This is a genomic window from Aestuariivirga sp. (assembly GCF_046093005.1).
Lineage (GTDB): Bacteria > Pseudomonadota > Alphaproteobacteria > Rhizobiales > Aestuariivirgaceae > Aestuariivirga.
Genome location: NZ_JBJTER010000061.1, coordinates 1 through 22619, shown reverse-complemented (window position 1 = coordinate 22619; position 22619 = coordinate 1). Strand labels below are relative to the sequence as shown.

Sequence of the window (22619 nt, the reverse complement as noted above, 5' to 3'; positions counted from 1 at the left end):
TGCAGCCCCCGTGACAGGATCATGACGGTTCAACGCCAGGGGGGCGGCACATGAAACAGAGATCAAAGCCTTTCGCCGAGAAGTTCATGGTGCGGCCGGGACGCCGGTTCCGGCTGGTGGATTGCGACCCAGGCGGCGACGGCATCTTCGCCGACAAGGAAGAGGCCAAGGTGTTGACGGCAAAGGATGCGGAAGCCATCGACGGCCTGCAGGACAGGCTCTACGCCGAAGGCAAGCGGGCGCTTCTGGTGGTTCTGCAAGGCATCGATTGTTCCGGCAAGGACGGCACGGTGCGCGCGGTGTTCAACACCTGCGGCCCGATCGGGGTTCGCATCACTGCCTTCAAGGCGCCGAGCGCCGAGGAGCTGGCGCAGGACTATCTCTGGCGGGTGCACAAGGCCTGCCCGCCCAGAGGCTTCATCGGCATCTTCAACCGCTCGCATTATGAGGACGTGCTGGTGGTGAAGGTGAGGGGCTTGGCCAGCCCGGAGGCCGTGGCCCGCCGCTATGACGAGATCAACGCCTTCGAGAAGCATCTTTCCGGCAATGGCACCCGCATCCTGAAATTCATGCTCAACATTTCAAAGCAGGAACAGGCCGTGCGGCTCAGGGAGCGTATCGCGACGCCGGACAAGCGGTGGAAATTCAACCCCGGTGACCTCGAGGACCGCAAACTGTGGAACGACTACATGAAGGCCTATGAAATCGCGCTCACGCGCTGCTCCACCAGCCACGCGCCCTGGCACGTGATCCCGGCTGACCGTAACTGGGTGCGAAATGCCGTGATCTCGCGGATCGTGCGCGAAACACTGGAAGAGATGGCCCCGCAATATCCGCAGCCGAAAGACTGGAACCCGGCCAGGATCAAGGTGGTGTGACGGGCATTCACTGTGCCGCGAGAAAAGCCTCGACGTCTGCCCTGGTGGGCGCCGCCGCGGAGGCTCCCTTCTTCGTGGTCGAGAGCGCGCCACAGGCAGCAGCGTAGCGCAGCGCCTGTTCCAGAGCCTGGCACTGTTCCAGCGCATGGGCGAGTCCGCCGTTGAAGCAATCACCGGCCGCCACCGTGTCGATCGCCTTCACCGTGAAGGCCGGGATCACTGTCTCGAGTCCGGGAGCCGCCACCGCCAGACCCTTGGCGCCGAGCTTCACCACGGCCACGGCCACCCCGCGGGCGCGGAGTTCGCGCGCTGCCTGCAAGCCCTGCGCCAGGGTTTCCGGCTGCCAGCCGAGCATCAGCCCGGCTTCGGTCTCATTGGGGGTTATGATGTCGACGGCTTGCAGCACCTCTGCCGCAAGGCCGCCCTCGGGTGCTGGCGCCGGATCGAGGATCACGGTCCCGCCATGACTTCTGACGATGGCGGCGGCGCCGAGCGAGGCGGCCAGCGGCACTTCCAGCTGCAACAGAAGCACCCTGGCCTTCTCAAGCGCCGGGCGGGCCCGCGCCACATCGCTTGCATCGACGCGCAGATTGCTGCCGCCGATCAAGGAAATATAGTTCTCGCCAGCCTCGCCCACATTGATGATGGCGATGCCGGTGGCTCCCGTTTCGTCATGCCGGACCAGCGCCATGTCAACGCCATGCAGGGCAAGCTCACGCTCCGCCGGCTTCGCGAAATCGTCATTGCCGAGCCGGCAGATGAAGGCGACCTCGCTGCCCAGCTTGCGCGCCGCCACCGCCTGGTTGGCGCCCTTGCCGCCGAGGCCCAGCTTGTATTCGTGGCCATGCAGGGTTTCGCCAGGCTTCGGCAGCCGGCGCATATAGGCCGTCACATCCATGTTGATGCTGCCAAAAACCGCGATCGTCATGCCTTTTCCCCCGCTCAGCTGTTGCGCTTGCGCGCCGCCAGCGTGCGCAGCCGCAGCGCATTGAGGCGGATGAAGCCCGCGGCATCCTTCTGGTCATAGGCGCCGCGGTCATCCTCGAAGGTCACGAGCGCGTCCTTGTAGAGTGACTTCGGCGACTTGCGGCCCGCCACGATGACATTGCCCTTGTAGAGCTTGAGCCGCACCGTGCCCTCGACATGCTCCTGGCTCTTGTCGATCATCGCCTGCAGCATCTCGCGCTCCGGCGAGAACCAGAAGCCGTAGTAGACGAGCTCGGCATATTTGGTGATGAAACTGTCCTTCAGATGCGCGGCCTCACGGTCGAGCGTCAGCGATTCGATGGCGCGGTGGGCCACCGAAAGAATGGTGCCGCCCGGCGTTTCATAAACGCCGCGCGACTTCATGCCGACAAAACGGTTTTCGACGAGGTCCAGACGCCCGATGCCATTGTCGTGGCCCAGGCGGTTCAGTTCGGTGAACAGCACCGCCGGCGGCATGCGCTTGCCGTCAATGGCGACGGGATCGCCTTTCAGGAATTCGATCTCGATATAGGTCGCCTTGTCCGGCGCCTCCTCCGGCGCGATGGTGCGCTGATAGACATAGGGCGGTGGCTCCTGCCAGGGGTCTTCCAGCACCTTGCCCTCGGAAGACGAATGCAGAAGATTGGCGTCAACCGAGAACGGCGCCTCGCCGCGCTTGTCCTTGGCCACCGGAATCTGATGCGTCTCGGCGAATTCGATCAAGTCAGTGCGGCTCTTGAAGGTCCATTCGCGCCATGGCGCGATCACCTTGATGTCCGGGTTCAGCGCATAGGCGGTAAGCTCGAAGCGCACCTGGTCATTGCCCTTGCCGGTGGCGCCATGGGCGATCGCGTCGGCCCCGGTATCGGCGGCGATCTCGATCAGGCGCTTGGCGATGAGCGGCCGCGCAATCGAGGTGCCGAGCAGGTATACGCCCTCATAGACGGCATTGGCGCGGAACATCGGGAAGACGAAATCGCGGATGAATTCCTCGCGCAGATCCTCGATGTAGATTTCCTTGATGCCCAGCATCTCGGCCTTCTTGCGGGCCGGGTCGAGCTCGCCCCCCTGGCCCAGATCGGCGGTGAAGGTGACGACCTCCGCGCCATATTCGGTCTGCAGCCATTTGAGGATGATCGAGGTGTCGAGCCCCCCGGAATAGGCGAGGACGACTTTCTTCACTTTCTGCTTCGGCATGGCTGGAGTCCCGGTTGGCGAACTGGACCGCCACCTATCACGCCGGGGCTTTGACCCGCAACTGGCGGCTAGGCTCCGGCCTCAAGCGCCATGCGTTCCCTGGCCCGCAGCTTCTGGCTTTCGCTTTTCAGCTGGCCACAGGCCGCCATGATGTCACGCCCGCGTGGCGTACGCACCGGCGAGGCATAGCCCGCGCGGTTCAGCACCTCGGCGAAGGCCTCGATGGTTTCCCAGTCCGAACACTCATATTGCGTGCCGGGCCAGGGGTTGAAGGGAATGAGGTTCACCTTGGCGGGAATGCCTTTGAGCAGCTGCACCAGGCGCTTCGCGTCAGCCGCCGAGTCATTGATGCCCTTCAGCATCACATATTCGAAGGTGATGCGGCGGGCGTTGGAAAGACCCGGATATTGCCGGCAGGCGCCCAGCAGCTCCTCGATGGGATACTTCTTGTTAAGCGGGACGAGCCGGTTGCGGATCTCGTCCGTCGTCGCGTGCAGCGAGATCGCCAGCATGCTGCCGATCTCGGCGCCGGCGCGCGGGATTTCCGGCACCACGCCGGAGGTCGAGAGCGTGATCCGCCGTTTCGACAGGGACAGCCCCTCGCCGTCCGAGATGATGTCGATCGCATCCTTCACATTGTCGAAGTTATAGAGCGGCTCGCCCATGCCCATCAGCACGATGTTGGTGATGTAGCGCCCGCCCAGCGGCGGATTGGCATTGGCCTCAATGTCGCGCGGCCAGTCCTTCACGCGGTCACGCGCCGTCATCACCTGGGCGGCGATCTCGCCGGCGGTGAGGTTGCGGACCAGTTTCTGGGTGCCGGTATGGCAGAATGTGCAGGTCAGCGTGCAGCCCACCTGCGAGGAGATGCAGAGCGTGCCGCGGTCTTCTTCCGGGATATAGACGGTTTCGATCTCATGGCGGGCGCCGCGCTCGTCCGGCGAAAGCCGCAGCAGCCATTTGCGCGTGCCATCGGCCGAGATCTGCTCGCTGACGATCTCCGGCCGCCCGATGACAAAGGTTTCATCCAGCCGCTGCCGCAACTCGCCGGCGATATTGGTCATCTCGGCAAAGGCGGTGACGCCACGGTGATAGATCCAGTGCCAGACCTGGCCCGCCCGCATGCGGCGCTGCTTTTCCGGCACGCCCACGCGGCCCATGGCCTCCGCCAGCGCCTGGCGGGTGAGGCCGATCAGCGACGGGCGCGGGTCATTGGGCAAGTAGCGCGGCGGCGCTTCGCGGGCGGTCAAGAGCGTGGTCATGCGATCGGCCATAGCACAGAAACCGGCGGAATTGCGAGCAGGCGGCGATTACCGCCCCGCTACTTGCAGGACTCGTCGATGGCCGCCAGCGCCGCCGAAATGCCGGCCAGCGAATAGCTGTCCACGGTCTCGGTGCCGCGCCAGGAGGTGCCGTGGACCTTCAACGAAGCACCGGCCCTCATGGCGGCGACGATCTTTTTGTCGGTGCCATTGTCCACCCAGGCGGTGTCGCCCTTGGAGAACATTTCATAGCTCTGAGAATCGATGGTGAGCTTCACCGGGCGGCCTTCCTTGAACGGATAGCCGATGATGGTGGATACCTCGCCCTTCACCGGCGGCTTGCGGCCAGGCATATGGGTGACAAGGAAGAACGCCGGATCGCGCTTCACGGATTTTGGCTCACTGGCCTTGGGCGTCGAGGACACGTAGCAAACCTTGCCGTCGCCGGACTCGAAGAAATAGGCGACCCAGTCCTCATAGACGCCGATCTGCTGGGGTTCGTTGCCAGCGAGGCCAAGCCCCGAGGACAAAAACAAGAAGGTGAGCGCCAGGGCGCCGGTTCGCCGGTTTTCAATCATGTGCGAAAGCTTAGTCTTGCCTGTTGGGGAAATCCATCGGGGTGACAGACCCAAAGATTCCGGCCCAATTTTGGCAAGCGGAAAACCTTAGGCGAAACTGGCCGGATGGCTGATTGCGGTGCAACATTTCATCGGCTAGCGTTGCGCCACAGAAACCGGGGTCCGCCACCATGGCCGCAGTCGAAAGCGAAGCGTTATCAGACACTTGTGTTGCCAATCTGGAAAGCCATCTGGACCAGGCGGCGGCCACGGTAGAGGCGTTGCTGGTCAAGGCCAAGGGGCGGCTGGCGGCGCGGCTGATGCCGGGTGGCAAGCTTTCCAGCCGGTTGCTGGACGAATCCCAGCATGCCGCGCATGGCCTCGCCTGGCTCGCCACCTATGCGGCAACCCTGCGCGAACTGGCCAGTTTCGCGGCCCGCCTGGCGGCCGGTGGCCAGCTTGGCGAGACCGAGCGTCTGACACTCCAGATCGCGGCGGGCGAGTACCTCAACCACGTGGCCGGCGGCATTCCCATGAACCAGGGGGAATTCGTGCGTCTCTCCGCCCTCGGGATCACCCGGTCGGAAATGGGTGGGCTTCATGAGCTGGTGTTGCTCGAGCGCGGCAACACGCCGGAGGCGCGCCGGAGGCTGGTGAGCCTGTTCGCGGACGGCAATTTCGGTTCCTCGGGCCTCGACGAGACCTTGTCCGGCATGCGCGATGCCATGCGCCGCTTCGTCGAGAGCGAAGTGGCGCCCCACGCCCACCAATGGCACCTCGACAATGCCTATGTGCCGATGGAGATCGTCAAGGCACTTGCCGAATTGGGCGTGTTCGCGCTGACCCTGCCCGAGGACTATGGCGGCATGGGCATGTCGAAGGAGGCCATGTGCGTGGTCTCGGAAGAGCTGTCGCGCGGCTGGATCGCCGTGGGCTCGCTCGGCACCCGCGCCGAGATCGCCAGCGAACTCATCCTGTGCGGCGGCACCCGCGAGCAGAAGGAGAAATGGCTGCCGAAGATCGCATCGGGCGAGGTGTTGCCCACCGCCGTCTTCACCGAGCCCAATACCGGCTCCGATCTCGGCTCACTGCGCACCCGCGCGGTGCGCGAGGGTGACGTTTACAAGATCACCGGAAACAAGACCTGGATCACCCACCCGGTGCGCGCCGATGTGATGACGCTGCTTGCCCGCACCAACCCCGACGAGACCGGCTACAAGGGCCTTTCGATGTTCCTCGCCGAGAAGCCGCGCGGCAGCGATGACGATCCGTTTCCGGCCGAGGGCATGTCCGGCGGCGAGATCGAAGTGCTGGGCTACCGCGGCATGAAGGAATATGAAATCCGCTTCGAGGATTTCGCGGTCAAGGCCGAGAACCTGCTGGGCGGCATCGAGGGCCAGGGCTTCAAGCAACTGATGCAGACTTTCGAGGCCGCCCGAATCCCGACGGCGGCGCGCGCCGTCGGCGTCGCTCAGAGCGCCCTTGACGAGGGCCTTGGCTATGCCCGCGACCGGGTGCAGTTCGGCCAGCCGATCATCGCTTTCCCGCGCATTGCCGACAAGCTGGCGCTGATCGCCGCCGAGGTGATGGCGGCGCGCCAGCTCACGCTGTTTTCGGCGCGCGAGAAGGACGCCGGCCGCCGCTGCGACCTCGAGGCAGGCATGGCCAAGCTGCTGGGCGCGCGGGTGGCCTGGGCGGCGGCCGACAACGCGCTGCAAATCCACGGCGGCAACGGCTTCGCGCTCGAATATCCGATCAGCCGCATCCTGTGCGATGCCCGCATTCTCAACATCTTCGAGGGCGCCGCGGAAATCCAGGCGCAGGTGATCGCCCGCCGCCTGCTCGAGGGTGGCAACTGAGCGGCGTGGCGCGGGCCATTCTCATCACCGGCTGCTCCTCCGGCATCGGCTGGCATTGCGCGCTGGGCATGAAGGCCCGCGGCTGGCGGGTGCTGGCCACGGCGCGGCGGGAGGAAGATCTGGCCCGGCTGCGGGCCGAAGGGCTGGAAGCGCTGGCGCTTGACTATGCCGCGCCCGCCTCGGTCGCCGCCTGCGCGGAGGAAACCTCACGCCTCACCGGCGGCAGGCTCGACGCGCTGTTCAACAACGGCGCCTATGGCCAGCCGGGCGCGGTCGAGGATCTGACGCGCGAGGTCTTGGAGGCGTAATTCGCCGCCAATTTCTTCGGCTGGCACCAGTTGACCCGCGCCTGTCTGCCGCTGATGCGCGCCAATGGCCATGGCCGGATCGTGCAATGCTCCTCGGTGCTGGGGCTCGTCGCGCTGAAATGGCGGGGCGCCTACAATGCCTCGAAATTCGCGATCGAGGGCCTGTCGGATACGCTGCGGCTGGAGCTCAAGGGCTCCGGCATTTTCGTCTCGCTGATCGAGCCGGGGCCGATCACCAGCAAATTCGTGGAAAACGCCCGCCAGCATTTCGAACGCAACATCGACGACACCCAGTCGCACTACCGGGAGGCCTATGCCGGCCAGCGCGCCCGTTTCGCTCGCGGTGGTTCGTCCCGCTACAAGCTGGGGCCGGAAGCGGTGCTGGAAAAACTCATCCATGCGGTGGAATCGCCCCGGCCAAAGGCCCGCTATTACGTGACCAAACCGACCCATTACATGGCGCTCGCCCGCCGCCTGCTGCCGCAGCGCATGCTGGACGGGCTGCTCGACAAGGCGTCCGACTGAGTCATCCGATCTTGACGGGAGGCCGCCCCGGGGCCATGCAGGGTCAGGTTCCGGAGGCTCCCTCGATCATGGATTACATCAGTTATGTTGCGGTGGGCGCGGTGGCGGTTGTGCTGCTGCTGGGGCTCGTCAACATGTTCCGCGGCGGCTCCGCCAATACCTCGCAAAAGCTGATGCGCTGGCGGGTAGGTCTGCAGGCATTGGCCATATTGGTGCTGATGCTGACGCTCTATTTCACCCAGCGCTGAGGCTTGATCTCCGGGCCCCCACTCCCCATTTCATCGCCAGGTCTGTCTGGGAGGGCATCGCCATGATTCTGACGCGCGAAGAAACCGAGGTGAAGGAGAAGTTCTTCCCCAAGCTGGCGCGCGTTCTGGCCCGCGTGCCTTTCGCGGAGGATCTGGCTGCCGCCTATTATTGCGCCTTCGACCGGGCGACACCCCTCAAGGCCAAGGGCATCCTGCTGGGCGCCATCGCCTATTTCGTGCTGCCCGCCGATGCGGTGCCGGATTTCGTGCTGGGGCTTGGCTTCACCGACGATCTCGCCGTGCTGCTGACGGCCGTCAATGTGGTCAGGACCCATGTGACGGCGGCCCACCGCGCCCGCGCCCGTGAGACGCTCGCCCGCCTCAGGCGCGGCGAGCAGGTTGCCGGGTGACGATCAGCACCGCGCCAGCGCACACCGCCATGCCGAGGACCTGAACCAGCGTCAGGGTTTCGCCGAACAGGCCATAGGCCATCAGCGCCGAAACGCCGGGCACGAGAAAGATCAGGCTCGCCACGCGGCCCACATCGCCCAGCCGGATCAGCAGCATCAGCAGCGTGATCGCCCCCAGCGACAGCACGATCACCGACCAGGCGAGCGCGAACCAGGCCTGGAACGTGCCATCAAAACGCATCTCCTCGGTGAGCAGCGCCGCCGCCAGCACCACCAGCGTCGCCCCGGCATATTGCCAGGCGCCGCCGCTGGCCAGGTTGAGCGCGGTGGCAAAGCGCTTCTGATAGACGGTGCCGAATGAGATCGACAGCGCACCCAGCACATTGACAGCGACCGTCAGCGGCGTGATGCCCCCGGTGAGCCCGCCCTGCAGCTTGGGCGAAACGACCAGCGCCACGCCGAGAATGCCGATGGCCAGCCCCAGCCAGTGGCGGAGCGAGATCGGCTCTCCCACCATCCGCGCGGCAAGAATGGCCGTCATCAGCGGTTGCAGCCCGACGATCAGCGCCGAGACCCCCGCCGGCATGCCATGGGCCACCGCCCAATAGACCGGGCCCAGATAGCCGCCATGCAGGAAGGCGCCGGCAACGGCGGCATGCAGCGCCGGCCTGGCGCCCGGCCACGGCGCCCGGATGGCCAGCGCGATCAGCACGAACAGGACCCCGGCCAGCGGAAAACGGATGGACAGGAAGGCAAGCGGGCTGGCATGGGGCGCTGAATACCTTGCAACGATGAAGCCCGTCGCCCACATAACAACGAGTAGGACAGGCGCCGCGGCGATCAGCAGGCGGGTGGCGGGGGCATTGCTCATGGTGCCCGCCATTTGCACAGGTTTTCGTGGCAACGGGAAACGGAATTGTGAGGAGAGCCCATGTTTGACCCGCAGAAGCTTCTGGAACAGGTATTGGGCGGCGCCCGCAGCCCCGATGGCAAGCCGCAGGCGGGCCTGTCGCCCGATCTCATCAAAGGGCTGGCGGCCGGCGGCGTGGCCGGTGGCCTGGCCGGCATCCTGCTCGGCGGCAAGACCTCCAAGAAGCTTGCCAAGGGCGCGGTCAAGCTGGGCGGTACCGCGGCCCTCGCGGGTCTCGCCTACAAGGCCTATACGCAGTGGCAGGCCTCGCGCAACGCCGGGGCCGCCGGCGAAGTTCCGCCCATGAAGGACATCACGCCCGCCGCTGAAGGAACACCTTTCCTGCCCGCCCCCGCGCCGCAGCGCGAGGCCATGAGCCTTGCCATTCTGCGCGCCATGATCGCCGCCGCCAAGGCCGACGGGCAGATCGACGCGGCCGAACAAAGCCGCATCTTCGCCAAGCTTGACGAATTCCACGTCGATAACGAGGCCAAGGCCTTCATCATCGATGAATTGCGCAAGCCGCTGGACATCGATGCGGTGGTCAGGGCCGCCACCACGCCGGAACTGGCGATCGAGATCTATGCCGCCTCCTGCCTCGCCATCGACCCGGACGATCCCGCCGAGCAGGCCTATCTCGCCATGCTCGCCTCGCGCCTCAAGCTTGATCCGGGGCTCAAGGCCGCCGTGGAGGCGGAAGCCAGCAAGGCAGTGGCCTGAAGCGCGCGGCTGGGCTATTGAGCGGCGATGACCGCGAGGCCCGAGGATGACAGCCCCAGCATTGCCGCGCTGGCGCGCGAAAGCTTCTACCGGCTGTTCGCCGACGAAGCGATTCCGCTGGCCGGCAACATTGCCTTCCGCATCGTCTTCTCGCTGTTTCCGTTCCTGATCTTTCTGACCGCGCTCGCCGGGTTCTTCGGCAACGAGGATCTGGCCGAGGGCGTCGTCAACTACCTTCTCGAAGTGGCGCCCGCCGAACTGGTCAAGCCGCTGGCGCCCGAAATCCGGTCGATCCTCACGGTGCCGCGCACCGGGCTTCTCTCGGTCTCGGCGCTGATCACGATCTGGAGCGCCATGGGCGGGGTGGACAGCGTGCGTGTGGGCCTCAACCGTGCCTATGACCTGCGCGAGACGCGGAGTTACTGGCATATCTATGCGTTGGACATCCTGTTCGTGATCAGTTCGGCCGTCTTCCTTCTGGTCTTCGCCCTGCTCATCGTGTTCGCGCCACTGCTGCTGCAGCAGATCGAGACCCATGCGCCCAGCCTGCGCGGCCACCTCGTGACGCTGGAACAGCTGCGCTATCCGATCGGCATCCTGCTGCTCACCGTGGGCCTGCTGATCTGCCACAGGGTGCTGCCCGCGCGGGCGCACGGCATACTGGCGCTGCTGCCAGGCGTACTGCTCACCGTGCTGGCCTGGGTGATCATGTCCTCGGCCTTCTCGATCTATCTCGTAAAATTCAATACCTTCGCCTCGACCTACGCCTCGCTGTCAGGCGTATTCACGGCGATGTTCTTCGTCTATCTCGCGGCGCTGGCGCTGATCCTCGGCGGCGAGGTGAACCGGGTTCTGGAAATGCGCCGCCTTTTGCGCAACGAACGCTATCTGCAACAGCATGATGGCGAGGTCTGAGCCCGCGCAATCCCGGCATTTACCGCTTTCGTGGGCTCAGCAAGGCGCGCGTGCCCCGGCACTGGAACTGGGCTGAATTTCGCTATAAGATTGAATAATGATGATATGCCTTCCGCTTGGCTCAAAAAGACAACTTAAGATGTATGTTCGTGGCCGGTCACCGTCGGATATGAGGCGCCCCCCGGGGATTCCCGCATATCCCCGCCGTTACGTCAACTTAACCCGGCTGCGCCTTCCCGCATGAGAATCCTGATCGTCGAGGACGAGGACCGCATCGCCCGGGATCTCGCTGATGCCGTAACGGCAGCTGGCTATGTTGCCCAGATTGTGGCGGATGGCGAGGAGGCCTGGTTCAAGGGTGGCACCGAGGCCTATGCGGCGATCATTCTCGATCTTGGTCTGCCGGGCATCGACGGCCTCTCTATCTTGAAGCGCTGGCGCCAGGAAGGTGTTGCCACGCCGGTTCTGGTGCTCACCGCGCGGGGTGCATGGTCTGACCGGGTTGGCGGCATCGATGCCGGCGCGGACGACTACCTTTCGAAACCGTTCCGCATCGAGGAGGTGCTGGCGCGTCTCAGGGCGCTGATCCGGCGCTCGGCCGGACGGGTCGAGCCGCTGATCGCGGTGGGTCCCGTCACCCTCGATCCGCGCAGCCGCGAGGTGATGGTCGACGGCGTGCCCACCAGCCTGACGCCGCTCGAGTTCCGTCTCTTGAACTACCTGTTCCATCACCGCGGCCGCATCGTCTCGCAGACCGAACTCAGCGAGGCGCTGTATTCGCATGATCATGAGCGCGACACCAACGCCATCGAGGCGCTGGTGGGCCGCCTGCGCCGCAAGCTCAAGGCCGACGTGATCGAAACCCGGCGCGGTTTCGGCTACATTGTCAATCCGCCCGAGAAATGAGCACCGGCTCGCTGCGCGTGAGGCTGCTCGCCGCGGCGGCGATCCTGATCGTGCTTGCCCTGTTCCTAAGCGGCCTGGCGCTGATGCAGCTGTTCGAGGGCCAGATGCGCGAGCGTCTGCTGAGCAGCCTCGAAAACGACAAGGCGCAGCTGGTGGGCCGCGTCGAGGTGTTGCCAGACGGACAGCTCGATCTGCCGCAGCCGCTCGCTGACCCGCGCTACCAGCAGCGCGAAGGCCGGCGCTACTGGCAGATCGTCAACAAATCGGCACCGGCCGAGGGCAGCATGCCGCATGTCCTGAGTTCGCCGTCCGCCAAAGGTCTCGATCTCGAAGCGGCGGCAAATGCCGAGCCCTCACGCGAGAGGCTTATCGTGGTGCGCCGGAACATCGCGCTGGGCGGGGCCGATCTCTCGTTTCTCCTCGCGGCCAGCCGGGATGAGCTCAGCGTGCCGCTGGCCGAACTGCGCAACCAGCTGCTGCTCGCCTTCTCGGTCATCGCCGTGGTGCTGATTGGCGCGGGTTGGTTGCAGGTCATGGTGGGGCTGAGCCCGCTCAGGCAATTGCGCGCCCAGCTTGCCGCGATTGGCCGCGGCGCGGCGCAGCGCATCTCCGGCAGGTTTCCGGACGAGGTGGCGCCGCTGGTCGCCGAGTTCAACCAGGTGCTGGACCAGCGCGACGCCTCGCTCGAGCGCGCCAGGCGGCGGGCGGGCGACCTCGCGCATGGCCTCAAGACGCCGCTGTCGGTGCTGTCAGCGATTGCCCGCCAGCTGCGCAAGGACGGCCGCGAGCATGAAGCCCGCGACATCGAGGAGCAGGCGGACGCCATGCTGCGCCACGCCGAGCAGGCGCTGGTGCGGGCCAGGCTTTCCAGCGGCAAGGGCCATGGCGCGGTCAGCCTGGCGCCCGCCGTCAACAAGGTGGTGGCCGCGGTGAGCCGGCTGCCCGGCGCCGAAGACCTCGAATTTGACATCGCCATTCCCGCCAGCGCCGAAGCGGCCATCGACCCTGACGACCTGACCGAACTTCTCGGCAATCTCCTCGACAATGCCCGCAAATGGGCCAAGACCACGGTGCGCGTAGGCTACGCGGCGCCCGTGCTGGCGATCGAGGATGACGGGCCGGGCGTTCCGGAGGCCGAACTGGCGCGCATCGGCGAGCGCGGCCGCCGGCTGGACGAGAGCAAGCAGGGCTCCGGGCTGGGCCTGTCCATCGTCGCCGACATTGCCGACATCTATGGATTTGCCGTCATCTACGGGCGCTCCGCGCTGGGGGGTCTCAAGGTCGAGATCCGCCTCTGACTTGCATTATCGGGGCTTTTTTGCTTTACCAACCCTCGTTCAAGCCGCCTGGCCTGTAAAGGGCATGCCATGGCGGCTTTCTAACGCTTTGAAAGGAATAAGCAAAATGCCCAAAATGAAAACCAAGTCCTCGGCCAAGAAGCGGTTCCGGGTGACGGCCTCCGGCAAGATCAAGGCCGGCCAGGCCGGCAAGCGCCATGGCATGATCAAGCGCACCAACAAGCAGATCCGCAACCAGCGCGGCACCATGGTTCTGGCGCCCGGCGATGAACGCCTGGTCAAGATCCACATGCCCTATCTCGCCAAGTAAGCCGGAGGACTTAAACCATGCCACGTTCAAAGGGCGGCACCGTCGCCCGCAAGTCCCACAAGAAGGTGATCAAGCAGGCGAAGGGCTATTTCTCCCGCCGCAAGAACATCTTCCGCGTCGCCGTGCAGGCCGTCGAGAAGGCCGAGCAATATGCCTATCGCGACCGCCGCACCAAGAAGCGCAACTTCCGCGCCCTGTGGATCCAGCGCATCAATGCCGCGACGCGCGACCTCGGCCTGACCTATGGCCGATTTATTCACGGCCTGGCCAAGGCCGGGATCGAGGTTGACCGCAAGGTCCTCGCCGATCTCGCCGTGCACGATCAGGCCGCCTTCGCCGCGCTCGTCGAGAAGGCAAAGGCCGCGCAGGCCTGAGCGGGCCTGGCGCTTCCGTCGCACGTCGAATTCCGATCGCCTTGACCGGGCCACATGGTGTCTACCCGGACACCTGTGCCCGGTCATGTTGTTTCAAAGGACCAGAAGATGAGCCTTGCTACGCTTGAACAGTCGATCCTCGCCGAGATCGAAGCCGCAGCCGATGAGGCCGCCCTCGAGGCCGTGCGCGTGGCGGCGCTTGGCAAGAAGGGCACGGTCTCCGAGCGCATGAAGGCGCTGGGCGCCATGAGCCCGGATGAACGGCGCGAAGCTGGTGCTGCCCTCAACCTGCTGAAGGACCGGGTGAGCGAGGCGATCGCGGCGCGCAAGACAAGGCTTCAGGACCTGGCGCTTGATGCGCGGCTTGCCGCCGAGAAGATCGACGTCACGCTGCCGGCGCGCCCGCAAACGTCCGGCACCGTGCATCCGGTTTCGCAGGTGTGGGAAGAGGTGGTGCAGATTTTCGGCGACCTTGGCTTTGCGGTGGCAGAAGGCCCGCATATCGAGGATGATTTTCACAATTTCGACGCGCTGAACATTCCGCCCGAGCACCCCGCGCGCCAGGAGCATGACACGTTCTTCTTCCATGAGAAGCCGGACGGCTCGCGCATGCTGCTGCGCACCCACACGAGCCCGGTGCAGATTCGCACCATGCTGGCCTCGAAGCCGCCCATCCGCATCATAGCACCCGGCCGCACCTTCCGCTGCGACTCGGACATGACCCACACGCCGATGTTCAACCAGGTCGAGGGCCTGGTGATCGACGAGACCGCGACACTCGCCAACCTCAAATGGATCCTCGCCGAGTTCTGCAAGGCGTTCTTCGAGGTCGACGATGTGAAGATGCGCTTCCGCGCCTCGCATTTCCCGTTTACCGAGCCGTCGATGGAAGTCGACATCCAATACTCGCGCGAAGGCGGGCAATTGAAGATCGGCACCGGCGACAAATGGCTTGAAATCCTGGGGTCCGGCATGGTGCATCCGAACGTGATCCGGGCCGGCGGCATGGACCCAGACCGCGTGCAGGGCTGGGCCTTCGGCATGGGGATCGACCGCATCGCGATGCTGAAATATGGCATTCCGGATCTCCGCGCCTTCTTCGAGGCCGATCTGCGCTGGCTGCGCCACTACGGCTTCCGGGCGCTGCAGGTGCCGAGCCTGGCGGGAGGGCTGTCATGATGGCCGCAGGGGAGATGCGGGGGATCTGATGCGCGAAGGCCAGAAAGCCACCGCCGCGCGCCGCTTGCGCAGGGATGAAACCTTCGCCGAGAAACGGCTGTGGGAACAGCTGCGTAATCGCAAACTTGGCGGTCACAAATTCGTTCGTCAATCGCCTGCCGGGCCCTACGTCGTTGATTTCGTGTGCCGGACTTCGAAACTCATGGTCGAGGTGGACGGAGCAACCCATTCGACACCAGCGGAGCTTGCATACGATAAGGCACGCACCGGTTATCTCGAAGCCCAGGGCTTTCGTGTCTTGCGCTTTCAGAACGATGAAATTCTCAGTGGCATGGACGAGGTGCTGACCGCCATCATGCAAGCTCTTGGCCATTCCCCCTCACCTACCCCATCACTGCGTGATGGGTCCCCTTCCTCTCCCGCAGGCGGGAGAGGACATTCTGCACCTCGTTCGTCCTCTCCCGCGCGCGGGAGAGGAAGGGGCCCCAACGAAGTTGGGGGAGGTGAGGGCGCGGCATAAGGAAGAACATCAATGAAATTCACCCTCTCCTGGCTGAAAGATTACCTCGACACCAGCGCCACGCTGGACGAGATCTGCGAAGGCCTGATCGGCGTCGGCCTCGAAGTGGAAGAGGTCTCCGACATGACGGCGGCGCTGGCCCCGTTCAAGGTGGGCTATGTGCAGCATGCTGACAAGCACCCTAACGCCGACAAGCTGCGGCTGTGCAAGGTCGAGACGGATACCGGCCTGATCCAGGTGGTGTGCGGCGCGCCCAATGCGCGCACCGGCATCAAGGGCATCATCGCGCTGCCCGGCGCCTATGTTCCCGGCACGAAAATCACCCTCGAAAAGGGTGTGATCCGCGGTGAAGCGTCCGAAGGCATGCTGTGCTCGGAACGTGAGCTCCTCATTTCAGACGAGCACAACGGCATCATCGAGGTGGCCGAAAGCTGGCCCATCGGCACGCCCGCGGCCAGGGCGCTGGGTCTCGACGATCCGATGATCTATGTGAAGGTAACGCCGAACCGCCCCGATGCGCTGGGCGTCTATGGCATTGCCCGTGATCTTGCCGCCAAGGGCCTGGGCACGCTGAAGCCGCTTACTGCGCCAAAGGTGGAAGGGCGTTTCGATTCGCCCATCAAAGTGGCGCTGGATTTCCCGGATGGCGACACGAAGCCATGCCCGCTCTTTGTGGGCCGCTACATCAGGAACGTAAAGAACGGGCCGTCGCCCGACTGGCTGCAGCGCCGCCTGAAGGCGATCGGCCTGCGGCCAATCTCCACGCTGGTCGATATCACCAACTACATCACTTTCGCCTATGGCAGGCCACTGCATGTGTTCGACGCCGATAAAGTGAAAGGCAACATCCGCGCGAGGCTTGCCCACGCGGGCGAGACTCTCGCGGCACTCGACAACAAGACTTACACACTGAATTCCGACATGACGGTGATTGCCGATGACGCGGGGCCGGAGGCCATTGCCGGCATCATCGGCGGCTCGGCCTCGGGCTGCACCGATGAAACGGTGAACGTATTCCTGGAAGCGGCCTATTTCGATCCGCTGCGCACTGCCGCCACCGGCCGCAAGCTCGGCATCACGTCGGACGCCCGCTACCGTTTCGAACGTGGCGTGGACCCGGCCTTTACGCCCGTTGGCGCCGAGATCGCCACCCGCATGATCCTCGAACTTTGCGGCGGCGAGGCCTCCAACCTCGTCATCGCCGGCGCCGTGCCCGATACAGCGCGGAGCTACGCGCTGCCGGCAGCGCGCGTGGCCTCACTGGCTGGCATCGACATTCCGCTGGCGCGGCAGAAGGATATTCTCTCTGCCCTCGGCTTCGGCGTCAGCGAAGAGACGGACAAGCTTGTCTGCGCGGTTCCCTCCTGGCGGCCGGACATTCATGGCGAGACCGATCTCGTCGAGGAGGTCTGCCGCATCTATGGCCTCGACAATATCCCGCCGCAGCCGATGGCGCGGCCGAGCGCCATCGCGAAGCCGGTGCTCACGCCGCTGCAAAAACGCATGCTGGCGGCGCGGCGCATGCTCGCCGCCCGTGGTTTCAACGAGGCGATCACCTGGGCCTTCCTGCCCGAGGCACAGGCCAGGCTGTTCGGCGGCGGCAAGCCGGAGCTGAAGCTCGCCAATCCGATCTCCTCCGAACTCTCCGACATGCGCCCCTCGCTGCTGCCGAACCTGATCGCCGCCGCCGGCCGCAACATGGACCGTGGCTTTGCCGACCTGATGCTGGCGGAAGTTGGCCACGCCTATGCCGGTGACCGGCCGCAGGACGAGACCCTGCGCGCCGCCGGCAGCCGCCGTGGCGCCTTTACGGGCCGCAATGTGCATGGTGGCGCGCGGGCCGTCGACGCCTTCGACGCCAAGGCCGATGCGCTGGCGGTGCTGGAGGCCGCGGGGGCATCCGTCTCCACCCTGCAGGTGGTGGCCGGCGGGCCGGACTGGTTCCACCCCGGCCGCTGCGGCACCATCCAGATGGGGCCGCAGAATAAGCTTGGGGTCTTCGGCGAGCTTCATCCGCGCATTCTCGCCGCCATGGATGTCAAAGGCCCGCTTGTGGGTTTTGAGATCGTGCTCAATGCCATTCCGGTGCCGAAGTCGCGCGGCGCCACGCGCGCCGCGCTGGTGATTTCCGATCTCATGCCACTCACCCGCGATTTCGCCTTCGTGGTCGATGATGGCGTCGAGGCGGAGAAGCTGGTCAAGGCGGCGCGCGGCGCCGACAAGGCGCTGATCGCGGATGTCACGGTGTTCGATCTCTACAAGCTGGATGGCGGCAAGACATCGCTCGCCATCGAGGTCACGCTGCAGCCGCGCGACAAGACGCTGACTGAGCCGGAGATCGAAGCGGTATCGGCGCGGATCGTGCAGGCCGTGAGCAAGGCGACCGGCGGCACCTTGCGGAGCTAGACCGGGATGACCAGCGCGCGTAACAAGGTGCTTGCGGAGCTCAAGGCTCACCACAAATCTGGTGCGCCGCGCGACATGCGCCGCGCCTTCGACGGCAATCCGGCGCGCTTCAGGGACTTCTCGGCGCGCAATGATGATCTGCTGCTCGATTATTCGAAATGCGCGGTGAATGCCCGCACCATGGCGCTGCTCGCAACGCTCGCTCAGGTGGCGGATGTGGAAGCCAGGCGCGATGCCATGTTCGATGGTGCAGCCATCAATGCCACCGAAGGCCGCGCCGTGCTGCACACCGCGCTTCGCAACCGCGCCAACAGGAAGGTGCTGGTGAACGGCCGCGATGTGATGCCCGATGTCAATGCGGTGCTCGCCGCCATGGCGGCCTTCGCCAGCCAGCTGCGCGCATCGAGGATCACCGATGTGGTGAACATCGGCATTGGCGGATCGGACCTGGGCCCCGCCATGGCCACGCTGGCGCTAGCCCCTTATCATGACGGGCCGCGGCTGCATTTCGTATCCAATGTCGATGGCGCGCATCTCGCCGATACGCTGAAACGGCTGAAGCCGGAAACCACGCTGTTTCTGATCGCCTCCAAGACCTTCACGACGATCGAGACCATGACCAATGCCCGCTCGGCGCGGCGGTGGATCGCCGAAACGCTTGGCGAGAAGAAAGTCGGCGCGCATTTCGCCGCCATTTCCACCGCCATCGGCAAGGTGAGGGACTTCGGCATCCCCGAGGACCGCATCTTCGGCTTCTGGGAGTGGGTGGGTGGGCGCTATTCGATCTGGTCGGCGATCGGGCTGCCGCTGATGATCGCCATCGGGCCACAGAATTTCATCCGCTTCCTCGAGGGCGGCCATGCCATGGACCGGCACTTCCGCGATGCGCCGGCGCTTCGCAACCTTCCCATGCTGATGGGCCTCCTCGGCGTCTGGCACCGCAGCATCTGCGGCTATGCCGCGCGCGCCGTCATCCCCTACGACCAGCGGCTGGCGCGATTTCCCGCCTATCTCCAGCAACTCGACATGGAATCGAACGGCAAGTGCGTGCGGCTTGACGGCAAGCCGGCGGGCGTCACCGGCCCCATCGTGTGGGGTGAGCCCGGCACCAATGGCCAGCATGCCTTCTTCCAGCTTCTGCACCAGGGCACGGATATCATTCCCGTGGAGTTTCTCATCGCCGCGGAGCCGCATGAACAGGGTATGGCCGAACACCATGCGCTGCTGGTGGCCAATTGCCTGGCGCAGTCGCAGGCCCTGATGCGCGGCCGTACCCGCCGGGAGGCCGAAGCGCAGCTTCTCGCCATGGGGAAAAGCAAGGCGGAGGCCCGGGCGCTCGCCCCGCACCGCGAGTTTCCTGGCAACCGCCCATCGCTGACGCTCGCCTACCGCAAGCTCGACCCGATGACCCTCGGCCGCCTGATCGCGCTTTATGAGCACCGGGTGTTCGTGGAAGCCGCCATCTGGAACATCAATGCTTTCGACCAATGGGGCGTCGAACTCGGCAAGGAACTGGCCACCGCCCTGCAGCCGGTGGTCGAGGGGAAAGCCCGCGCCAGCGGGCTCGATTCCTCCACCGCCGGCCTCGCCGCCTATCTGCGGAAATTGAGCTGACAGGGAGGTTCAACGGCTTGACCTGAGGGACGCGGTACCTGGGCTCTTCTGCGGCCGCGGCCTCAATTCTGAAGGACAAACTGTTAAACTGTCATTTCAGCGCATCTGCTTTTTCAATGCCGCTGGCGGCGGCGAATCTGTCCTTAAGCCGCCATCGCCAGATCAGCCGGCGTGTAGTCGTAGCCCAGGTCCTCGGCGACCGCCTTGTAGGTGACCTTGCCATTGGCGACGTTGAGGCCGTTGCGCAGGTGCGGATCGTCCGCCAGCGCCTTCTGCCAGCCCTTGTTGGCGATCGCCAGCGCGAAGGGAAGAGTCACGTTGTTGAGGGCGTAGGTCGATGTGCGGGCAACGCCGCCCGGCATATTGGCCACACAATAGTGGATCACGCCATCGACCACATAGGTGGGCTCGGCATGGGTGGTGGCCTTCGAGGTTTCAGCGCAGCCGCCCTGATCGATGGCGACATCGACAAGTACAGAGCCCGGCTTCCAGTCCTTCAGCATGGCCCTGGTGACGAGCTTCGGCGCAGCAGCGCCAGGGATCAGCACGCCGCCGATCACCAGATCGGCCGTGGCGCATTCGTCCTCCACCGCGCCTTGCGTCGAATATATCGTCTTGATGGACGTGCCGAAGCGGGCGACCAGCTCTTCCATGCGGTCGGTGTTCTTCTCGAGGATGGTGACGTCCGCCCCCATGCCGAGCGCGATGATCGCCGCATTGGTGCCGACCACGCCGCCGCCGAGGATGACGACCTTGCCCGGCGCCACGCCGGGAACGCCGCCCAGCAGCACGCCGCGCCCGCCTTGCGCCTTCTCCAGGCAATGGGCGCCCGACTGCACCGACATGCGCCCCGCGACCTGGCTCATCGGCGCCAGCAAGGGCAAGCCGCCGCGCGGCGAGGTGACCGTCTCATAGGCGATGCAGATGGCGCCGGAGGCGACCAGATCCTTGGTCTGGGCCGGATCGGGCGCGAGATGGAGATAGGTGTAGAGGATCTGGCCCGGGCGCAGCATCTTGCGCTCATTGGCCTGCGGCTCCTTGACCTTCACGATCATGTCCGCCCTGGCGAAGATTTCCGCTGCCGTGGGGATGATTTTGGCGCCGGCCTGGACATAATCGGCATCGCTGGCGCCGATCCCGGCGCCGGCATTGGCCTCGACCCACAGCTGGTGGCCGTGGCGCACCGCCTCGCGCACCGAGGTGGGGGTCATGCCCACCCGGTATTCGTGATTCTTGATCTCTTTTGGAACGCCGATCAGCATGAAAGTTCCTCCCTTTCCTGACCTCGGAAATATATCAAAACCGGCTGAAATGAATTCCCGAAGACCAGGCCGGAGCAGTGCAGCATTGATAATTCATTCGAAGATATGATATGTTTCTCGAATGAAACCGCACGAACTTGACCGGACAGACAAGATCATCTTGTCCGAGCTTCAGAAAAACGCGCAACGGCCGGTGGCCGAGCTGGCCGAACGGGCAGGCCTTTCGGCGTCCTCCTGCCACCGCCGGGTGAAGCTCCTGGAAGAGGCGGGCGTGATCCAGAGCTACAGCGCCAATCTCGACCGAACGGCGCTTGGTCTCGCCAATGAGTTCTTCGTCGAGGTGTCCCTCTCGGCCCAGACGGAAGAGGCCTTCGAGAAATTCGAAACCGCGGTGCAGCGGGTGCCGGAGATTCTCGAATGCCATCTGATGAGCGGGCAGTTCGACTATCTCTTGCGGGTGGCGGCCGCAGATGCCGCCGACTACGAGCGCATCCACCGCTCGCGCATCTCCAGGCTGCCCGGCGTGCAGCGCATCCAGTCGTCGCTGGCTTTGCGCACTGTCAAGGGCTGGGCCGGATATCCAATTTAGATGTTATCTCTCAATAGGTTGTACATCCAGCGTAGCACCCGGTCGACGTTTTTCGGCCGCGCGCGAACGGGCGTTTCAGGCAGTCATGTTGCCGATCACCGGTTGCCATCGGCATCGCGGTGGCGAGGCGCCGTCAGCCCGGCGTGTAAACGCGGGTTGTTTCCGGGTCGTCCCAGGAGAAGGGCAGCGACAGAAGCTCGCGCCAAGCCTCCTCGCTGATTTTCCAGTTGGCCCAGGCCACGGTCTCAGCGATGCGCTCAGGCTTGCTGACGCCGAGGATTGTCGAATCGATGCGCGGATCGCGGAGCGAGAATTGCAGCGCCGCGGCGCCGGGCGGAATGCCATGGCGGGCGCAGACCTCCTCCACCTTGCGAATCGGCTCCAGCACGGCGTCGGAAGCTTCCTGATAAACATAGCGCCGGTGGTTGGCCGCTCCCTTGGCCAGTGCGCCGCTGGCATAGGGGGCGGCGTTGAACACCGCCATGCCGCGGCTCTTGGCGAGCTCGATCAGCGGCTCGGCATTGCGGTTGACCAGCGTGTAGCGGCTGTGGGTGATGATGGCGTCGAAATCCCAGTCGCGCATGATCGGCATCATGATGTCGACGCGGCCCGCCGCCAGGCCCACGGCGTCGGCCAGACCTTCCTCCTTGATGCGCATAAGTTCATCGAGCGCCCCGCCAGGGCGCGTCACCTCGGAGAGGCTGGCGGCATATTCAGGGTCATGCAGATGCAGAATCTGCACCTTGCTCACGCCCAGCGCCGCGAGGCTCTCCTCGATCGAGCGCCGCGCCTGGGCGGCGTCAAAGCGGCGGTTCTCCATATCGCGGTCAAGCTTGGTGGAAAGGATGCGGCCTTTGGGCCAGCCGCCCAGTTCGCGCACCACCCGGCCGATCAGCGCCTCGCTGCGCCCGAGGCCATAGTTCCGGGATGTGTCCAGAAAACCATGGGGCTCGGCCAGGATGGCGTGAATCGTGGCCAGCGCCCGGTCCTCGCCAACGCTGTAGCCATAGGTGTCCGGCATGTTGGCCAGTGCCGTGGCGCCATAGCCGATGCGCGGTACGCTCACCCCGGTATTGCCGATCTTGACAAGGCTGGTCATGGTCTCGCGCTCCCCTGCGGTTTTCAAACCCATCCTAGCTGATGACCGGGGCGATGGCCATGGCAGGACGAAAGTCACGCTGCGAAGAGCGGAAATGCAGCCTAAACCGGGCATTTTCTGCGCCACCGACAATTCTTCGGCAGACCGCTTGACAGTGAGTATGTTGGGGGACTATATGCGGAGTTGCTGAGGGACGGCGGTGCTTTTGGGCGCTGTTGGTTTTTTGGTGGCTGATCCTGACAGGACGGAGGTCTGCTGGGTGCCCTGGGAGGGGTGTCCGGTTGGTTTTTTGCCGGTTGGGACAGGG

The 22619-nt window shown here is 64.8% G+C and carries 22 protein-coding genes and 1 pseudogene; 16 read left to right on the top strand and 7 right to left on the bottom strand.

All coding sequences use genetic code 11. The features are described from left to right. Window positions 1–50: 50 nt before the first annotated feature. Window positions 51–878 carry a polyphosphate kinase 2 family protein gene (locus tag ACKOED_RS05020; RefSeq protein ID WP_408915483.1) on the top strand — a complete coding sequence of 276 codons (828 nt, stop codon included), beginning with the start codon at window positions 51–53 and terminating at the stop codon, window positions 876–878. A 7-nt stretch (window positions 879–885) separates the two neighbouring features. On the opposite strand, the gene rbsK is transcribed toward ACKOED_RS05020, so the two are convergent. From rbsK to ACKOED_RS05000, 4 genes are all read right to left on the bottom strand, one after another. After that, on the bottom strand, window positions 886–1806 hold the full coding sequence (rbsK, locus tag ACKOED_RS05015; protein ID WP_408915482.1) for a ribokinase: 921 nt from the start codon (window positions 1804–1806) through the stop codon (window positions 886–888). A gap of 14 nt (window positions 1807–1820) precedes the next feature. Beyond that, window positions 1821–3041: an argininosuccinate synthase gene (locus tag ACKOED_RS05010; RefSeq protein ID WP_408915481.1), complete on the bottom strand. Its 1221-nt coding sequence runs from the start codon at window positions 3039–3041 to the stop codon at window positions 1821–1823. A gap of 68 nt (window positions 3042–3109) precedes the next feature. After that, the gene (gene rlmN, locus ACKOED_RS05005; protein ID WP_408915480.1) at window positions 3110–4303 is read right to left on the bottom strand and encodes a 23S rRNA (adenine(2503)-C(2))-methyltransferase RlmN; all 1194 of its coding nucleotides are present in this window, start codon (window positions 4301–4303) and stop codon (window positions 3110–3112) included. Between the two features lie 59 nt (window positions 4304–4362). After that, the gene (locus tag ACKOED_RS05000) at window positions 4363–4881 is read right to left on the bottom strand and encodes an invasion associated locus B family protein (RefSeq protein WP_408915479.1); all 519 of its coding nucleotides are present in this window, start codon (window positions 4879–4881) and stop codon (window positions 4363–4365) included. Between the two features lie 170 nt (window positions 4882–5051). On the opposite strand from ACKOED_RS05000, the gene ACKOED_RS04995 reads away from it, so the two are divergent. The 4 genes and pseudogenes from ACKOED_RS04995 to ACKOED_RS04980 all read left to right on the top strand — a co-directional run bounded on the left by ACKOED_RS04995 (window position 5052) and on the right by ACKOED_RS04980 (window position 8210). Further along, the gene (locus ACKOED_RS04995) at window positions 5052–6719 is read left to right on the top strand and encodes an acyl-CoA dehydrogenase family protein (protein ID WP_408915478.1); all 1668 of its coding nucleotides are present in this window, start codon (window positions 5052–5054) and stop codon (window positions 6717–6719) included. Further along, window positions 6716–7552: pseudogene (locus ACKOED_RS04990) on the top strand (SDR family oxidoreductase). Before ACKOED_RS04995 ends, ACKOED_RS04990 begins: the two are co-directional and overlap by 4 nt. Before the next feature lie 68 nt (window positions 7553–7620). After that, on the top strand, window positions 7621–7800 hold the full coding sequence (locus tag ACKOED_RS04985; protein ID WP_408915477.1) for a twin transmembrane helix small protein: 180 nt from the start codon (window positions 7621–7623) through the stop codon (window positions 7798–7800). A 62-nt stretch (window positions 7801–7862) separates the two neighbouring features. Further along, complete coding sequence (locus tag ACKOED_RS04980; protein WP_408915476.1) at window positions 7863–8210, top strand: YkvA family protein; 348 nt, start codon at window positions 7863–7865, stop codon at window positions 8208–8210. On the opposite strand, the gene ACKOED_RS04975 is transcribed toward ACKOED_RS04980, so the two are convergent. Beyond that, on the bottom strand, window positions 8182–9081 hold the full coding sequence (locus ACKOED_RS04975; protein ID WP_408915475.1) for a DMT family transporter: 900 nt from the start codon (window positions 9079–9081) through the stop codon (window positions 8182–8184). The genes ACKOED_RS04980 and ACKOED_RS04975 overlap by 29 nt on opposite strands. Window positions 9082–9141: 60 nt before the next feature. Here ACKOED_RS04975 and ACKOED_RS04970 point away from each other — a divergent pair, with 60 nt between their 5' ends. The 10 genes from ACKOED_RS04970 (at window position 9142) to pgi (ending at window position 19362) form a co-directional block, all read left to right on the top strand. Further along, on the top strand, window positions 9142–9840 hold the full coding sequence (locus ACKOED_RS04970; RefSeq protein WP_408915474.1) for a tellurite resistance TerB family protein: 699 nt from the start codon (window positions 9142–9144) through the stop codon (window positions 9838–9840). Window positions 9841–9867: 27 nt separating this feature from the next. Further along, window positions 9868–10755: a YihY/virulence factor BrkB family protein gene (locus ACKOED_RS04965; RefSeq protein ID WP_408915473.1), complete on the top strand. Its 888-nt coding sequence runs from the start codon at window positions 9868–9870 to the stop codon at window positions 10753–10755. Between the two features lie 240 nt (window positions 10756–10995). After that, complete coding sequence (locus tag ACKOED_RS04960) at window positions 10996–11661, top strand: response regulator (protein WP_408915472.1); 666 nt, start codon at window positions 10996–10998, stop codon at window positions 11659–11661. Beyond that, window positions 11658–12959: a sensor histidine kinase gene (locus ACKOED_RS04955; protein ID WP_408915471.1), complete on the top strand. Its 1302-nt coding sequence runs from the start codon at window positions 11658–11660 to the stop codon at window positions 12957–12959. Before ACKOED_RS04960 ends, ACKOED_RS04955 begins: the two co-directional genes overlap by 4 nt. Window positions 12960–13065: 106 nt before the next feature. Next, complete coding sequence (rpmI, locus tag ACKOED_RS04950; protein WP_408915470.1) at window positions 13066–13269, top strand: 50S ribosomal protein L35; 204 nt, start codon at window positions 13066–13068, stop codon at window positions 13267–13269. A 17-nt stretch (window positions 13270–13286) separates the two neighbouring features. Further along, window positions 13287–13643 (top strand): 50S ribosomal protein L20, encoded by a 357-nt coding sequence (rplT, locus tag ACKOED_RS04945; protein ID WP_408915469.1) that lies wholly within the window; start codon window positions 13287–13289, stop codon window positions 13641–13643. A 108-nt stretch (window positions 13644–13751) separates the two neighbouring features. Continuing rightward, complete coding sequence (pheS, locus tag ACKOED_RS04940) at window positions 13752–14822, top strand: phenylalanine--tRNA ligase subunit alpha (RefSeq protein WP_408915468.1); 1071 nt, start codon at window positions 13752–13754, stop codon at window positions 14820–14822. Next, complete coding sequence (locus ACKOED_RS04935; protein WP_408915467.1) at window positions 14716–15342, top strand: endonuclease domain-containing protein; 627 nt, start codon at window positions 14716–14718, stop codon at window positions 15340–15342. Before pheS ends, ACKOED_RS04935 begins: the two co-directional genes overlap by 107 nt. Before the next feature lie 12 nt (window positions 15343–15354). Further along, a complete protein-coding gene (gene pheT / locus ACKOED_RS04930) occupies window positions 15355–17748 on the top strand; it encodes a phenylalanine--tRNA ligase subunit beta (protein WP_408915466.1) in 2394 nt (797 codons plus the stop codon). A gap of 6 nt (window positions 17749–17754) precedes the next feature. Continuing rightward, a complete protein-coding gene (pgi, locus tag ACKOED_RS04925; protein WP_408915465.1) occupies window positions 17755–19362 on the top strand; it encodes a glucose-6-phosphate isomerase in 1608 nt (535 codons plus the stop codon). Window positions 19363–19505: 143 nt separating this feature from the next. Here pgi and ald read toward each other — a convergent pair whose 3' ends face one another. Then, the gene (ald, locus tag ACKOED_RS04920) at window positions 19506–20624 is read right to left on the bottom strand and encodes an alanine dehydrogenase (RefSeq protein WP_408915463.1); all 1119 of its coding nucleotides are present in this window, start codon (window positions 20622–20624) and stop codon (window positions 19506–19508) included. Between the two features lie 121 nt (window positions 20625–20745). On the opposite strand from ald, the gene ACKOED_RS04915 reads away from it, so the two are divergent. After that, complete coding sequence (locus ACKOED_RS04915; protein ID WP_408915462.1) at window positions 20746–21213, top strand: Lrp/AsnC family transcriptional regulator; 468 nt, start codon at window positions 20746–20748, stop codon at window positions 21211–21213. 133 nt (window positions 21214–21346) lie between these two features. Here ACKOED_RS04915 and ACKOED_RS04910 read toward each other — a convergent pair whose 3' ends face one another. Continuing rightward, window positions 21347–22312, bottom strand: coding sequence for an aldo/keto reductase (locus ACKOED_RS04910; protein WP_408915461.1), 966 nt, complete (start codon window positions 22310–22312; stop codon window positions 21347–21349). Window positions 22313–22619: the final 307 nt, after the last annotated feature.